This window comes from Marinobacterium sp. xm-d-564, assembly GCF_013283345.1.
Classification (GTDB): domain Bacteria; phylum Pseudomonadota; class Gammaproteobacteria; order Pseudomonadales; family Balneatricaceae; genus Marinobacterium_E.
In genome coordinates this window covers 195,902-210,210 of the sequence record NZ_WBYO01000002.1, presented here as the reverse complement: position 1 = coordinate 210,210, position 14,309 = coordinate 195,902, and the positions used below count along the sequence as shown (strand labels likewise).

Genomic DNA, 14,309 nt, shown 5'->3' with positions numbered 1-14,309 from the left:
TATGACCATTACAACAGCACTATCACTGATTGATAGACAAAAAAACGGTGAGCTATCAGCACTCGAGATTGCCGAAGCTTACATTGGTCAAGTAGAAGCCAAAGAGTCTTCAATTAAAGCGTTCAGTTGGTTCGATGCAGACTATGTCAGGGATCAGGCCAAACAACTGGATCAATATCGTCTTCGTGGCATGCCACTGGGCCCACTTCATGGGATTCCAGTGGCACTAAAAGACATCATCGATACCAAGGCGATACCGACAGAGAACGGCACTTCCGTCGACTCCGGTAGAGTGCCCACTAAAGATGCCGTCATCGTAGATCGTTTACGTTCGGCCGGTGCCATTATTTTTGGTAAGACAAAAACAACGGAACTGGCTTTCCTAGAGCCTTGTGAAACGGTTAACCCGGTCAACTCTGATCGAACACCCGGAGGTTCATCGTCTGGTTCGGCTGCCGCTGTGGCAGCCGGAATAGTACCGATTGCCATTGGCACACAGACAGGAGGCTCAGTCATAAGACCTGCGTCATTCTGTGGTGTACATGCGATCAAGCCCAGCTTTGGATTAATTCCCAGAACAGGGCTATTAATGCAATCCCCGACTCTCGACACGCCAGGCATATTCGCTGGCTGCGTTGAAGATTTGGCCCTTGTGACTGATGTTTTGTCGGGCTTTGATGACCGTGACAAACAGATGTCGCCTTCACCTAAACCTCAAACGTTACAGGTCTGCCTAGACAAGGTGCCAGTAACACCAACCTTTGCCTTGGTTGAGCCGCCTCAATTCGACAAGGCGACAGATGATATGAAAAGTGCATTTGCAGAGCTAGGCGACTATTTAGGTGACCAAGCCTTTATTACGACTCTACCCAGCGCTTTTAATGAAGCGATTCGCGGTAGAGAGGTGATTAACTTTGCGGAGATGGCTAAATGCTACTACCGCTACCGCCGTGATCACTCTGATCAGCTTTCGCAAAAGCTTTTGGCCGCCATTGAAGAGGGTGAACAACTCTCTGCTAGGGACTACATCTCTGCACTCGATTGGCGTGACATTTTAAACGCTGCCCTAGAAGAGTTATTCGAACGATGCGATGCCATCATCATCCCATCTGCACTAGGGGGCGCACCGGGTCGTGAAACGACAGGAGATGCTGTATTCAACGGAATATGGACACTAGCAGGCACACCAGTGGTCAACCTGCCAGTGTTTGAGGACAGTGACGGCTTGCCGATGGGTATTCAAATCATCGGTCCTAAAGGGGATGACGCAAGACTCATGCGAACGGCACGCTGGCTATCCGAGAGTCTTTCGCAAGCAATGACCAATCAAGAGGTTGCTTAACATGAATAAATTACTCGCCCTAATCAGTTTCGCCCTACTCGCTGTTTTCTTAGGCATACTGGTGTTTAAAGTGATGGAGGTCGATCTAATCATCATTGCAGTCATCGCAGTCGCCATGGCCGGTTTTGATTTCATTCAGTCAATCAAAAGCAATGAGCAGCACTGATGAGTAAACCAACACTCTGGGTGACCCGACACCTAACGGACCCAGTCATGGAACGCGCTCATAGGGATTATCACGTGCTGCAAACAGCAGACGATCACGTGATGTCCTTCTCTGAGTTAATTGCAGCCAGCCAAGAGGCTGATGCCATGCTGATTTGTCACTCAGAGCATTTTGTGGGCCCCATGATCAGTCGGTTATCTGACCGCCTAAAAATTGTCGCCAACCACTCGGTAGGGGTCGATCACTGCGATCTGAACGCACTACGCAGCAAAGGCATCAGTGTCACTAACACACCTGATGTATTAAGTGATGCCACCGCTGAAATAGCTATGTTGCTGATGCTCGGGGCGTCAAGGCGAGCCTATGAAGGTGACAACATGGTGCGATCAGGCATCTGGAAAGATTGGGCGCCTAAGATGATGAATGGCTTTCAAATTACCGGTAAGAAACTTGGCATTATTGGTATGGGACGTGTTGGGCAAGTGGTTGCTAGACGTGCCAAAGGATTTGATATGGAAGTCCACTACCACAATCGTAAAAAACTTCCTGATACCGTCATCACCAGTGCTATCTACCACGACAGCCTAGAGTCACTGCTTTCAACGGTGGATGTAGTTTCCCTTAACTGCCCTGCAACAGAGGAGAACCACAACCTCATCAATCCTGAGACACTAGCCCAAATGAAAGCGGGATCTATTTTAGTCAATACCGCTAGAGGGGCTCTTGTTGACGAGGACGCACTAATTGAGGCGTTAAACTCTGGTCATATCAGGGCAGCCGGTCTGGACTGCTTCAAAAACGAACCGGGTGGCAACCCGAAACTCTCTGAGCTGCAACAGGTGTTTATGCTTCCGCATATCGGTTCAGCAACAGACGATACCAGAGCCGCGATGGGATTCAGGGCCCTGGATAATCTAGATCAGTTCTTTGCCGGCAAAACGCCACAGGATCTGCTGAATTAACCCACCCACTGCTGCAGCTGGCTGATGTTCATTGCGCCCGACTGACGCTTGACCTCTTTACCGCCCTCAAAACGGACAACGGTTGGCAGGCTTCTGATGTTATAGCGAGCGGCCAGCTGTTGATTGGCTTCGGTATCAACTTTAACGAAGCGCATCTCAGGCTCAGTGCGTTTTGCCACTTCGGCAAACGCGGGTGCCATCATTCGACAGGGTCCACACCAACCTGCCCAGAAATCAACAATGACGGGAATATCCGTATTGCGAATAAACTTAGCGAAATTCTCTTCGCTCAGGGCAATCGGTTGCTGAGAAAAGATCGCTTTTCGGCATTTACCGCAGGCAGGCCCTCTATCGAGCTTATCTTTAGGGACTCGATTGGTTGCTAAACAGTGGGGGCAGCTGAGATTAACTGATTGACTCATAACGTCTCCTATATCATCAACTACTAATATATAGGCGGAAATCAGGAGTTCAAGGGGGGGAGCAAAACAGAGCAGCGAGAACCGCTGCCCTGCCTAAACGATTAGAACTTCTTAACGAGAGCTTCTAGTTTAGAGGTAAGACGCTCCTCTTTTTGAGCAACGCGTTGTTGTTTACGAGCCTCTTGATGACGCTCTTTACGGCGCTGCTTGTACTCGTCTAGCTTAGCTTTAGCGTGTTTTTCATCTTCAGCAGTCACTTCAGCCACTTCAGCACCGGTCAAATCGACACGCTGAGCGCCAACAACCATTGACTGAAGGTAACGTGGGTTACGAACATAAGTCGCTAGCGCACGCTTAATCTTACCGCGACTTACTTTTTCATCCGCCACTAAGTCCTCTTGAATACCAATTTTCAGAGGCTTGGGTTCTTCCAGGCTGAATGTGTTGGGGTAAGCGGCAATAAGCAGTTCGACTGCGGCTTGGTTAGCTTCACGGTTTTTATTGCGAGGCTTAGCTGTGTTCTGTTCTGTCACTGTTTTATTCTCTTGAAGTTGTCGAGGTTCAGTTCGATCAACTTGTTGTTCAACTCTGATTAAAATCTCTTCTGCCTCTTGCAGAAGACGCTCTGTATCAGAGGCTATCTGTTGAATGATTTTACTCATCCACCTTTCCGTATTCGATAGATGAAAAGATCATCCTTCACTTCATGACTGACCAACTCGTGCCCTAAGAAGTTACAAAACTTTGGGATATCACGCTCTGTAGAGGGGTCCGTCGCGATCACTTCAAAGAGATCACCCACTTGAAGTTGAGCAATTTTACCATGCAACATCATCACTGGCTCTGGGCAGTAGAGGCCGCGCGCATCCAGCTGTTCAATGGGTTTTTCAATGCTCATTGCACTATCCTTTCAATCAAGTCGCGCATTGTCGCAAATAGTTTTTAAAAACTCCAACGAGTTTAAGCCCGATTCACCTTTACCTAGACAAATCCGAGCGTTATTCTCAAGGTATAACAAGTAGTTAGAGGACAAATCGATGATCAAGGTTTTTATAAACCGTAAGGTGCCTGCCGAACTAGAGCCACAATACACGGCCATTGCTAAAGAGACTCTGCAAGCGTCTATGCGCTCACCAGGTTTTATCAAAGGCGAGGTCATGCATGACATCAATGATCCAGAGCACCGTTTAGTCATTGCCACCTACAGCACACTGGCTGACTGGGAGCGTTGGTATCAATCTCAAGAACGTCTTGAGCTAATGAACAAACTGCGTCCCATGCTAGAGCGTGACGAGCTGATCAAAATCTACGAGCACTGATTAGACGTCTAACTCCAGGTAGCAAGTGATCTCTTCACGGTCGTGGTAGAGATGCTTGCTGACGAGACGGTAGGGTTTTTCATGCTCCTGAAGAATCATCTCCAACTGCTCTATTCGATCTGATACTTCAATGTAGCGCTTTTTCATTGGCAACTTTAAGTTGAAGATCAAACGATCAGCCCAGCCGTTAATGGCCCACTTTGCCATCAACTCTATAACACGAGTCGGTTTATCAACGACGTCACACACCATCAGATCCACTGGCTTGGCGGGCGCAAAGGTAAAGGCGTCCTCGCGTTGGTGATCAACCTGACCGGTCTCCATTAGATCACCCTTCATGGGCCCATTATCAACTGCTGTGACAAACATGCCGCGTTTAACCAGCTGATAGGTCCAGCCACCGGGTGCCGCCCCCAAATCCACCGCTTTCATACCGCGCTGCAACCGCTCATCCCAGGCTTTTTGTGGGATAAAGTAGTGCCACGCCTCTTCAAGTTTTAATGTAGAGCGGCTCGGTGCATCGGCTGGGAATTTAAGTCGCTTAATCCCCTGCTCCCATTTGGAACTGTTATTGATCGGACTGACACCGACCCAAATCTGATTATTTTCGAGCAGGAAGATATGTAGCCGATATTCAGCCTTTGATTTTCTTGGAAGTAAAAGATCCTGCTGTCGTAAAAAGCCTGCTGCAGCACTACCGAGTTTTTTAGCCAAACCATTAAGGTTGCGGCCATCAGTAGTATCCGCACTCTCAACCAACAACTCAGAGGCTTTGGGCAGCTTAGCAACCGCTTCACTTATGGGTGTTAGGCGATCTTTTGACGAAACGCCCTGCAGCATTGGCTCACAGGCGATCCATTGGCGCGCAAAGATGAGATCGCGAAAGCGCAGCTTACTCATCAACTGCAGCGCGTTGTGAGGAGGGTTGATCACAAACTCTATATAACCCGCCAAATCATCAAACTTCGGATAACCGTAAACTCCAGCCTCCGCCGCTTTTACTGATATTTCACTGGCGGCCTCACTCTCAAAGCCACTGCGACAATAGATAATAATGTGATTCAAAGGAACCTCTCCCTAAAACAGAGGCGACAGTTTAACGAGTTAGCCGTCGTAATAGCAAAAATCAGTCACTTTTATGAAAATTGATACATATCAAAAAAGCGTTATTTTTGATGAATCAAAAAATTGACTAAAATCGAACAAATAATAAACAGATATATAGTTTGAACCAATCGTAATAAATGATTAAGTCATTTAATATCAGTAACTTACACCATTAACAAATCGTATCCGCCTTTTTAAAATTCACGACAACCGACTTATTAGATAATACTAATGGATAGCTACAACGCCCTATTTAGGGGCGTTTTGCATTGAAAAATCTTGCCCCATAACTGATAATTCGCAACGGTTTCAAAAACTATCAATTCACTTAGCTTTGATGAGAGCATGAAATGAGCACTGCAACAGCAAACACGACCTACAACTACAAAGTTGTACGCCAGTTCGCCATCATGACTGTAGTCTGGGGCATAGTTGGTATGACGATGGGTGTACTCATCGCCGCACAACTAGTCTGGCCGGCACTTAACTTCGACACTGCATGGTTCTCTTTCGGACGTCTTCGTCCGTTGCATACCAACGCAGTTATCTTCGCCTTTGGCGGATGTGCACTATTTGCAACGTCTTACTACGTTGTACAGCGCACCTGTCAGACGCGTCTAATCTCTGACGGTTTAGCATCGTTCACTTTCTGGGGTTGGCAAGCAGTCATCGTCGCAGCAGCAATCACGCTGCCGATGGGTCTGACAACCACTAAAGAGTACGCTGAACTTGAATGGCCTATCGATATCTTGATCGCGGTTGTATGGATCTCATACGCAATCGTGTTCCTAGGTACCGTTAAGAACCGTAAAACGTCGCACATCTACGTGGGCAACTGGTTCTACATGGCATTTATTATCACTGTTGCAGTGCTTCACATCGTTAACAGCATCTCTATGCCTGTTACACTGTGGAAGTCTTACTCTGTCTACCCTGGCGTTGTCGACGCGATGGTTCAGTGGTGGTACGGACACAACGCTGTAGGCTTCTTCCTAACGGCAGGCTTCCTAGGCATGATGTACTACTTCGTACCTAAGCAAGCAGAGCGTCCAATCTACTCATACCGTCTATCGATCGTTCACTTCTGGGCACTGATCGCGACGTACATGTGGGCTGGTGGTCACCACCTACACTACTCTGCGCTTCCAGACTGGACTCAGTCAGTCGGCATGGTCATGTCTTTGATCCTTCTTGCACCTTCTTGGGGCGGTATGATCAACGGTATGATGACGCTATCTGGCGCTTGGCATAAGCTTCGCACAGACCCAGTTCTTCGCTTCCTTGTTGTCTCTCTATCCTTCTACGGTATGTCAACATTCGAAGGCCCAATGATGGCAATCAAGACAGTCAACGCACTGTCACACAACACTGACTGGACTATCGGCCACGTACACGCTGGTGCTCTAGGTTGGGTTGCAATGATCTCTATCGGCGCGGTTTACCACATGATTCCTAAGCTGTTTGGTAAGGCTCAGATGTACAGCGTCGGCCTAATCAACACTCACTTCTGGTTGGCAACAATCGGTACAGTTCTTTACATCTGTGCAATGTGGGTTAACGGTATCCTACAGGGTCTAATGTGGCGCGCAGTTAACGAAGACGGCACGCTTACTTACAGCTTCGTAGAAGCCCTAGAAGCGAGCCACCCAGGTTACTTTGTACGTTTCCTAGGCGGTGTCTTCTTCGTAACCGGTATGCTTCTAATGGCTTACAACGTATGGCAGACCGTACGTGCAGGCAGCACAGTAGCTAAAGCTGAAAACCCAGATCCATCAGCAGCTACTGCGTAATTAGTACCGGAGACATTAAGATGATTAAACACGATACTATTGAAAAGAACGTCGGCCTCCTTGCCCTACTGATCATCATCGTGATCAGTGGTGGTGGTTTGGCTGAGATCGTACCTCTGTTCTTCCAGAGCTCTACGACTAAGCCAATCGAAGGTCTTCGCACCTACTCAGCTCTAGAGCTTGAAGGTCGCGATATCTACATCCGTGAAGGCTGTCACGTATGTCACACTCAGATGATCCGTCCTTTCCGTGCGGAGACTGAGCGTTACGGTCACTTCTCTACTGCTAACGAGCACGTTTACGAGCACCCATTCCTTTGGGGTTCTAAGCGTACAGGTCCAGACCTAGCTCGTGTCGGCGGTCGTTACTCAGATGACTGGCAGCGTGCTCACCTATACAACCCACGTGACGTTGTACCTGAATCAAAAATGCCATCTTACCCTTGGTTGTTCGAACAGAAGCTAACGGGTAAAGACACAGCTGCGAAGATGGAAGCTCTTCGTAAGTTAGGCGTTCCATTTGACGATGCAACAATCGCTTCAGCGCGTGAAAACGTAGAAGGCAAATATGAGATCGATGCTCTAGTTGCTTACCTACAAGCGCTAGGCAAGATGCATACTGTGTACAACAACAAGCGGTAATTAATAGTGAGCTACGACGTCTACGGTCCATACATCCCAGTAGTGATGCTGGTAACGTTTCTGGCCCTGTTCATCTGGGTACTGAATCCGAAAAACCGCAAACGGTTTGACGATGCAGCCAACCTCCCCTTCCAGGACGAGGAGATTGATGAACGCACCAGAAAAACTGACAAAGACGTCGAGTAAGGAGTAGAAAGATGAGTGCTTTTTGGAGCGCATGGATCACAGTCATCACTCTAGCCGTTATTATCGGCTGTACTTGGCTGCTTCTAGCAACGCGCAAAAGTGAAACACACAAAGAAACAACTGAAGCGACTACGGGCCACGAATTCGATGGCATCGAAGAGCTTGATAACCCACTACCACGCTGGTGGTTCCAACTATTCATTGGTACGGTTATCTTCTCACTCGGTTACCTAGCGCTTTACCCAGGTCTTGGTAACTTCAAGGGCCTTCTTGGTTGGACGTCGGCTAACCAGTGGGAAGAGGAAGTGGCACACGCAGAAGAGGTCTACAAACCTGTTTTCGCTAAATACGCTTCGCTATCAATTGAAGAGCTAAACCAACCAGGTAACGAAGCAGGCCTTAAAATGGGTCAGCGCATGTTTGCCAACAACTGTTCTGTTTGTCACGGTACTGGCGGTCAGGGTGCTTACGGCTTCCCTAACCTAACCGACAAAGATTGGTTGTACGGTGGCGAGCCACAAACCATTATGATGTCTATCGTCAATGGTCGTCGTGGTGCGATGCCTGCTTGGGGTGCGGTACTGGGTGAAGATGGTGTTCAAGACGTGACTAACTACGTGCTTAGCATCAGCGGCAACGAACACGACGCAGCAGCAGCTGAACGTGGTCAAGCACAATACAACACTCTGTGTGCGGCATGTCACATGCCAACAGGTAAAGGTATGGCGGCACTGGGTGCACCAAACCTAACTGATGACACTTGGCTATACGGCGGCAAGTTTGAGCAGATCGCTCACACTATCCGAGCTGGCCGTGCAGGCGTAATGCCAGCGCACAAAGATCTTCTTTCAGAAGATAAGATCAAACTGATCTCTGCATACGTCTACAGCTTGTCTAACAACTAATAGACCGCATGCAGAAGAAAAGGCGACCTGATATATATCAAGTCGCCTTTTTTTTATTCCATTTATAATAGACAATCAAATCAAGTCATATAAGCACAGGCGAGTTGCATGTCTAATATCCCAGTTAAAGATGTCACCCCAAAAAAGGGCTCTGGCGCTGCTGAAACCTATGATCTATACGCTAAACGTGAAGAGATCTACGTCAAGTACACGACCGGCCTATTCAAGAATCTACGAAACATCTCTAGTGCGATCATGTTGCTGATGTTCTACGGTTTCTCTTGGATCCAATACGATGGCAAACAGGCCGTACTATTTGATCTACCAAACCGCCAGTTCCATGTCTTTAACTTCACGTTTTGGCCACAAGATTTCATGCTGCTTTCGTGGCTGCTGATCATTCTCGCCTTTACCCTCTTCTTTGTAACGGTGTTTGCCGGTCGTCTCTGGTGTGGCTATGCATGCCCACAGTTTGTCTGGACATGGTTGTTCATAAGAATCGAACAACTGACCGAGGGTGATCGCAACGCTCGCATGAAGCTGGACAAAGCGCCTTGGAGTGCGAACAAGGTTCTTCGCAAACTGGCTAAGCACCTTATCTGGCTTGCTATAGGTGCCGTATCAGCCGTTGCGTTTGTTGGCTACTTCTCGCCGGTACGCGAATTGGTTCCAAACATCCTAAGCTTCAATCTTGGACCTTGGGAGCTTTGGTGGTTGGCCTTCTTTACGGTAGGCACCTACGGTGCAGCTGGCTGGTTGCGCGAACAGGTCTGTATCTACATGTGCCCATACGCTCGTTTCCAGAGTGTTATGTTTGACCAAGATACCTTGATCATCTCTTACGATGAGAAACGCGGTGAGAACCGTGGTGCTCGTAAACGCCACATCGATCACAAGGCTGAAGGCCTGGGTGACTGTATCGACTGTGGTCACTGTGTGCACGTCTGCCCTGTCGGTATCGATATCCGTGATGGTCTTCAGTATGAGTGTGTCGCTTGTGGTGCCTGTGTCGATGCCTGTGACAACATCATGGAGAAGATGGGCTATGAGAAAGGTCTGGTTCGCTACACCACCGAGCATGAGCTTAACGGTAAAAAAACCCATATCTTCCGCCCTCGCTTGATCGGTTACTTCGTCGCGATCTGTGCCATGTTCATCGCCTTCAGTTATGTACTCTTTACACGAGTGCCGCTTGAGGTGGACGTTATTCGTGAACGCGGTCAGCTCTACAGCACTACTAATGATGGGTTGATCCGTAACACCTACACACTAAAACTGGCAAACAAATCACAACGTGATTACCAGTACGAGATCCGTGTTGAAGGGTTAGAGGATGCCATCATCAATGGTGATACCGTTGTAAACGTAGCCGTTGGTGAACTACTCGATCACAACCTGTCGATCATTCTGGATCCTCGCGCTATGGAGCGAGCAAACTATGAGATCGATTTTATCGTAACAGCGACTGATGGCTCAGGCGTTGAAGCTGAATCAGAAAGTCGTTTCATAGGTCCTGCGCCTAAGCGTTAAGACAGTGTCACAGAGAATCTGTGATATACTCACGCGCGGATATTCTTAGGGGTATCCGCGCTTTATTTTAGTCACTATTTTGAGGTTTACATGACTGAACAGACTCACGACATTGGCCCTTGGTACAAGCAGAAATGGCTATGGTTTGTATTGGCGCCGTTGATCGCTGTGGTTATCTATGGAACAACCTTCCTCTATCTTGCTATTACGACTATGGATGGCGTGGTTAAAGACGATTACTACAAAGAGGCACGTGGTACTAATGTCGACACCAGCCGTTCAGATGAAGCGGATCGCTTAGGCATTCATGGTGAAGTATTGTTGGACACACTGACCGGTGATATTCGCTTGGATCTTAAATCGAACAGTTTTTTGGGTGATCAACTATCCGTTGACCTGGTTCACCCTACCCACCAGAAGTATGATCAAAGCCTAACGGTTCGCTCAGTGGGCGGTACAGGCGTCTACGTTGGCAACTTACAGAGCACACTAACCGGCAAACGCTACCTGATCATTACCAACACTGAGGGTAACTGGCGTCTACGTCGCGAAATATTGCCCCCTTACGATCAAAATACCTTCAAGGTGGGTAAGTTCTAACAGACCAAAATGAGTAATCCAAAAGACTCTTGTTTTCACTGTGCCACCCCTATTCCTAAGGGGGTGAAGGTTGAGCTTTCAATTGATGGAAAGCAAGAGTCATTTTGTTGCCCCGCCTGCCGCGCGGTCACCCAAACAATACTGGGATCAGGTCTAGAGAAGTACTACCAGCACCGCGGCAATCAACAGCAAGAACGCCCCACTGAAATAGAGTCCGAAGATCAACTCGCACTCTATGATAATGAATCCATTCAAGCACCGTTCGTCAGAACCATAGACTCCGATCGCAAAGAGGCCCTCTTTGTCATTGAAGGGATCCACTGTGCTGCCTGTGTTTGGCTTTTAGAGAAGCATCTGACCGAACAGGTTGGTGTCACTAGCTTTACCGTTAACCTAACCAACCACCGCGCTCGACTCGTTTGGAACCCGTCAGAGAAACCCTTAAGTGAACTGATGGCCGCCATCATTTCGATCGGTTACACACCTCACCCGTTTACGCCCAACCAAGAAGAGAAGCTCTACGAACAGGAGCAAAAAAAGGCGATGCGCCGACTCGGTGTGGCCGGTGTCGGCATGATGCAGGTGATGATGATGTCATCGGCACTCTACCTAGGTGACGCCTTCTTCATGGAGGAGCACATCCAGAACTTTATTCGCTGGACCAGCTTCATTGTTGCCACCCCTGTTGTATTTTATGCCGCGCGCCCCTTCTTCAACGCGGCCCGACGGGATCTTCGCACCCGACACCTCAGTATGGATGTGCCGGTATCTATCGCTATTGGTGGCGCTTATATAGCCAGCGTATGGGCTACGATCACACAGAGCGGCGAGGTCTACTACGACTCGGTCTCGATGTTCACCTTCTTCCTGTTGATTGGCCGCTTCTTCGAGATGAAAGCTCGCCACAGAACGGGTATGGCTGGCAATGAGTTGGCCAATATTCTTCCAGCCAGCGCTACGCGATTGACCGAGACCGGCGAACAGCTTGTCCCTGTATCGGAACTCAATCCAGGGGATCGCGTACTGGTTAAGCCCGGTCACTCCATACCGGCTGATGGCATACTCTTTACGCAACACACCAGCATTGATGAATCGGCCCTCACCGGTGAGCCTCTGCCCGTCAGCAAAGCGCTTGGCGACCCTTTAGTAGGCGGTACCATCAATATGGAGCAAGCGATTGAGATGGAGATCACCAGCAGTGCTGAACAGTCGCGCATGTCCTCCATTTTGAATCTATTGGATCGTGCTCAGGCTGATAAACCCAAGGCGGCTCAGATTGCCGACAAGGTTGCGAGCTATTTTGTCGCTGGTGTTCTTCTAACGGCTGTCGTTGTCAGTCTTATCTGGTGGCAGATATCCCCTTCAGACGCTTTCTGGGTGACACTCTCTGTCCTAGTAGTTACCTGCCCTTGCGCACTATCCTTGGCTACACCGACGGCTTTAACAGCAGCCATAGGTTCTCTGCGTAAAATGGGACTGCTGGTTACTCGCGGGCATGTATTAGAGAGTTTGGCACAGTGCACGGCCGTCTACTTTGATAAAACCGGCACACTGACCACCGGCAAACTGACGTTGCGTGAGACCACCCCTCTCTGTGAGCAGTCCGTTGATGAGCTCAATCAACTAGCGGCAGCAATTGAGAGCCGCTCAGAGCACCCCATCGCGTCCGCTTTTGCTCCCTACTTTGAATACTCTGTTGAAGAGGCCACTAACCATGTGGGTAGAGGCGTAGAGGGAACGATTAACGGAAACACCTATCGTATTGGTAAACCCGGGTTTGTATCCGAACTCTTTGGAAACCAACCTCCCACTCACCCAGAAGGGACAGGGATTTTTCTTCTGATGGGTAATAGCTCCGGCCCTCTCGCCTGGTTTTCGATTGACGATCAACTTCGACCTGAGGCTATTGAAGCGGTTAAGCAGATCCAAGCATTGGGATTACCTGTTGGCATGCTAACCGGTGATCGCGAAGCGAATGCACAACGCATCGCCTCTGAGTTAGGGATCGATCATGTTGAAGCGCACTTGTCGCCAGAAGATAAGCTAGCTCGTGTAAAGGCGATGCAAAACGACGGTGAACGCATCCTGATGATTGGCGATGGTATCAACGACATTCCCGTTCTGTCCGGTGCGCAGACCTCTATTGCGATGAACGGCGCGACAGACCTTGCCAAAACATCCTCTGATGCTGTGTTGGTCAGCTCTGATCTAAGACGCATCCCTGGCTCCCTTAACATGGCTCGTAAAACACGAAACATCATTCGTCAAAATATTGGCTGGGCTTTGTTATACAACCTAATCGCGCTACCCTTAGCAGCAAGTGGTTTTATTGCCCCCTGGATGGCGGCTATTGGCATGTCCCTTAGCTCGCTGATTGTTGTCGGTAATGCCCTTCGTCTAACCAAACAGCTGTAGGTTTTTATGGAAATCGTCTATTTACTTATCCCTGTCGCGATTATCTTGGTAGCCTTTGCGACCTGGGCTTTCTTCTACAGCGTTAATTCTGGTCAATTTGATGACCTAGAGTCCCCTGCTCATCGCATTCTATACGACGATGATGAAGATATGATTCCTGAAGACGCGCGCGTCAAAAAAGAGCCTGAAGCTCCATCCTCTGAAACACCAAAAGATTGAGCATGCTGCCCGCCTCTCTTAGCTTCACCTCGGCATTCATCATTGGCCTTCTTGGCACAACACACTGCCTAGCCATGTGTGGTGGACTTGCCTCGAGTCTCAGTATAGGTGGAACAGGTCGAGCCAACTCCCTATTAGGTCTGTTTAGCTACAATCTTGGACGTATCGCTAGCTACTGTGCAGCGGGTGCCATTCTTGGTCTGTTAGGTGCAACCCTACAACAGACAGAGATAGCCTTTGCGCTACGCTGGATTGCAGGCCTTCTACTGATCAGCATGGGCCTCTACATCGCACAGTGGTGGTTTGGTTTAACCAAACTGGAACAGGCTGGTTCGCTATTGTGGAAACAGATAGCGCCTCTCCTTAAACCCTTTATGCCTGCCGATACCCCGTTTAAAGCCCTAGTACTGGGCATTGGCTGGGGCTGGCTACCTTGCGGTCTGGTCTACAGCACCTTGATCTGGTCATCAGCCGCCGGGAGCGTTACAGAAAGCACTCTACTCATGCTGGGCTTTGGCTTGGGTACATTACCAGCCATGCTCGCCACTGGACTACTGGCTAAACAACTACGCGAGCTGGTCGCCCACACTTTGGTACGCAAACTCTCGGGGCTGCTGTTGATACTGATGGGCATTTGGACACTGTTAAGCGCGTAGCGGTTGACCCGTATCAACACATAAACCTCTATTATTGCTTAATATTCTG

17 protein-coding genes are annotated in these 14,309 nt (G+C 48.9%); 13 read left to right on the top strand and 4 right to left on the bottom strand.

Annotation, left to right across the window (positions count from 1 at the left end):
- Position 1 precedes the first annotated feature (1 nt).
- From XMD564_RS03310 to XMD564_RS03300, 3 genes are read left to right on the top strand one after another with little or no spacing between them, the layout of a single operon-like run.
- On the top strand, positions 2-1,342 hold the full coding sequence (locus tag XMD564_RS03310) for an amidase (RefSeq protein ID WP_173507794.1): 1,341 nt from the start codon (positions 2-4) through the stop codon (positions 1,340-1,342).
- A 1-nt stretch (position 1,343) separates the two neighbouring features.
- Entirely contained in the window at positions 1,344-1,508 is a 165-nt protein-coding gene (locus XMD564_RS03305; RefSeq protein ID WP_173507793.1) for a hypothetical protein, read from the top strand.
- Positions 1,508-2,470: a D-glycerate dehydrogenase gene (locus XMD564_RS03300; protein ID WP_173507792.1), complete on the top strand. Its 963-nt coding sequence runs from the start codon at positions 1,508-1,510 to the stop codon at positions 2,468-2,470. The genes XMD564_RS03305 and XMD564_RS03300 overlap by 1 nt, the downstream gene beginning before the upstream one ends.
- On the opposite strand, the gene trxC is transcribed toward XMD564_RS03300, so the two are convergent.
- The 3 genes from trxC to tusA all read right to left on the bottom strand — a co-directional run bounded on the left by trxC (position 2,467) and on the right by tusA (position 3,790).
- The gene (gene trxC / locus XMD564_RS03295; protein WP_173507791.1) at positions 2,467-2,892 is read right to left on the bottom strand and encodes a thioredoxin TrxC; all 426 of its coding nucleotides are present in this window, start codon (positions 2,890-2,892) and stop codon (positions 2,467-2,469) included. The two genes, XMD564_RS03300 and trxC, sit on opposite strands and share 4 nt — an antisense overlap.
- Positions 2,893-2,993: 101 nt before the next feature.
- Positions 2,994-3,554 carry a ProQ/FINO family protein gene (locus XMD564_RS03290; protein ID WP_173480792.1) on the bottom strand — a complete coding sequence of 187 codons (561 nt, stop codon included), beginning with the start codon at positions 3,552-3,554 and terminating at the stop codon, positions 2,994-2,996.
- Positions 3,551-3,790, bottom strand: a complete 240-nt coding sequence (tusA, locus tag XMD564_RS03285) for a sulfurtransferase TusA (RefSeq protein WP_173507790.1) — start codon at positions 3,788-3,790, stop codon at positions 3,551-3,553. Before tusA ends, XMD564_RS03290 begins: the two co-directional genes overlap by 4 nt.
- Before the next feature lie 139 nt (positions 3,791-3,929).
- Here tusA and XMD564_RS03280 point away from each other — a divergent pair, with 139 nt between their 5' ends.
- Entirely contained in the window at positions 3,930-4,211 is a 282-nt protein-coding gene (locus XMD564_RS03280) for an antibiotic biosynthesis monooxygenase (protein WP_173480790.1), read from the top strand.
- Here XMD564_RS03280 and rlmM read toward each other — a convergent pair whose 3' ends face one another.
- Entirely contained in the window at positions 4,212-5,276 is a 1,065-nt protein-coding gene (rlmM, locus tag XMD564_RS03275) for a 23S rRNA (cytidine(2498)-2'-O)-methyltransferase RlmM (RefSeq protein ID WP_173480789.1), read from the bottom strand.
- Positions 5,277-5,668: 392 nt separating this feature from the next.
- Here rlmM and ccoN point away from each other — a divergent pair, with 392 nt between their 5' ends.
- The 9 genes from ccoN (at position 5,669) to XMD564_RS03230 (ending at position 14,260) form a co-directional block, all read left to right on the top strand.
- A complete protein-coding gene (gene ccoN, locus XMD564_RS03270; RefSeq protein WP_173480788.1) occupies positions 5,669-7,108 on the top strand; it encodes a cytochrome-c oxidase, cbb3-type subunit I in 1,440 nt (479 codons plus the stop codon).
- A 20-nt stretch (positions 7,109-7,128) separates the two neighbouring features.
- Positions 7,129-7,749 (top strand): cytochrome-c oxidase, cbb3-type subunit II, encoded by a 621-nt coding sequence (ccoO, locus tag XMD564_RS03265; RefSeq protein ID WP_173480787.1) that lies wholly within the window; start codon positions 7,129-7,131, stop codon positions 7,747-7,749.
- A 6-nt stretch (positions 7,750-7,755) separates the two neighbouring features.
- Entirely contained in the window at positions 7,756-7,935 is a 180-nt protein-coding gene (locus XMD564_RS03260) for a cbb3-type cytochrome c oxidase subunit 3 (protein ID WP_173480786.1), read from the top strand.
- An 11-nt stretch (positions 7,936-7,946) separates the two neighbouring features.
- Positions 7,947-8,840 (top strand): cytochrome-c oxidase, cbb3-type subunit III, encoded by an 894-nt coding sequence (ccoP, locus tag XMD564_RS03255; RefSeq protein ID WP_173480785.1) that lies wholly within the window; start codon positions 7,947-7,949, stop codon positions 8,838-8,840.
- A gap of 108 nt (positions 8,841-8,948) precedes the next feature.
- Entirely contained in the window at positions 8,949-10,370 is a 1,422-nt protein-coding gene (gene ccoG / locus XMD564_RS03250; protein ID WP_173482396.1) for a cytochrome c oxidase accessory protein CcoG, read from the top strand.
- A gap of 90 nt (positions 10,371-10,460) precedes the next feature.
- A complete protein-coding gene (locus tag XMD564_RS03245) occupies positions 10,461-10,970 on the top strand; it encodes a FixH family protein (RefSeq protein ID WP_173482395.1) in 510 nt (169 codons plus the stop codon).
- Between the two features lie 9 nt (positions 10,971-10,979).
- Positions 10,980-13,385, top strand: a complete 2,406-nt coding sequence (locus XMD564_RS03240) for a heavy metal translocating P-type ATPase (RefSeq protein WP_173506784.1) — start codon at positions 10,980-10,982, stop codon at positions 13,383-13,385.
- A gap of 6 nt (positions 13,386-13,391) precedes the next feature.
- Positions 13,392-13,604, top strand: coding sequence for a cbb3-type cytochrome oxidase assembly protein CcoS (ccoS, locus tag XMD564_RS03235; protein WP_173480781.1), 213 nt, complete (start codon positions 13,392-13,394; stop codon positions 13,602-13,604).
- A 2-nt stretch (positions 13,605-13,606) separates the two neighbouring features.
- Positions 13,607-14,260 (top strand): sulfite exporter TauE/SafE family protein, encoded by a 654-nt coding sequence (locus XMD564_RS03230; RefSeq protein WP_173494396.1) that lies wholly within the window; start codon positions 13,607-13,609, stop codon positions 14,258-14,260.
- Positions 14,261-14,309 lie beyond the last annotated feature (49 nt).

Bases quoted from the DNA above. Each gene is read 5' to 3' on its own strand.
- trxC (WP_173507791.1), bottom strand. From the start codon at position 2,892: ATGAGTCAATCAGTTAATCTCAGCTGCCCCCACTGTTTAGCAACCAAT.
- XMD564_RS03240 (WP_173506784.1), top strand. From the start codon at position 10,980: ATGAGTAATCCAAAAGACTCTTGTTTTCACTGTGCCACCCCTATTCCT.
- XMD564_RS03300 (WP_173507792.1), top strand. From the start codon at position 1,508: ATGAGTAAACCAACACTCTGGGTGACCCGACACCTAACGGACCCAGTC.
- XMD564_RS03280 (WP_173480790.1), top strand. From the start codon at position 3,930: ATGATCAAGGTTTTTATAAACCGTAAGGTGCCTGCCGAACTAGAGCCA.
- ccoS (WP_173480781.1), top strand. From the start codon at position 13,392: ATGGAAATCGTCTATTTACTTATCCCTGTCGCGATTATCTTGGTAGCC.
- XMD564_RS03290 (WP_173480792.1), bottom strand. From the start codon at position 3,554: ATGAGTAAAATCATTCAACAGATAGCCTCTGATACAGAGCGTCTTCTG.
- ccoO (WP_173480787.1), top strand. From the start codon at position 7,129: ATGATTAAACACGATACTATTGAAAAGAACGTCGGCCTCCTTGCCCTA.
- XMD564_RS03245 (WP_173482395.1), top strand. From the start codon at position 10,461: ATGACTGAACAGACTCACGACATTGGCCCTTGGTACAAGCAGAAATGG.
- ccoG (WP_173482396.1), top strand. From the start codon at position 8,949: ATGTCTAATATCCCAGTTAAAGATGTCACCCCAAAAAAGGGCTCTGGC.
- XMD564_RS03310 (WP_173507794.1), top strand. From the start codon at position 2: ATGACCATTACAACAGCACTATCACTGATTGATAGACAAAAAAACGGT.
- ccoN (WP_173480788.1), top strand. From the start codon at position 5,669: ATGAGCACTGCAACAGCAAACACGACCTACAACTACAAAGTTGTACGC.
- ccoP (WP_173480785.1), top strand. From the start codon at position 7,947: ATGAGTGCTTTTTGGAGCGCATGGATCACAGTCATCACTCTAGCCGTT.
- tusA (WP_173507790.1), bottom strand. From the start codon at position 3,790: ATGAGCATTGAAAAACCCATTGAACAGCTGGATGCGCGCGGCCTCTAC.
- XMD564_RS03305 (WP_173507793.1), top strand. From the start codon at position 1,344: ATGAATAAATTACTCGCCCTAATCAGTTTCGCCCTACTCGCTGTTTTC.
- XMD564_RS03230 (WP_173494396.1), top strand. From the start codon at position 13,607: ATGCTGCCCGCCTCTCTTAGCTTCACCTCGGCATTCATCATTGGCCTT.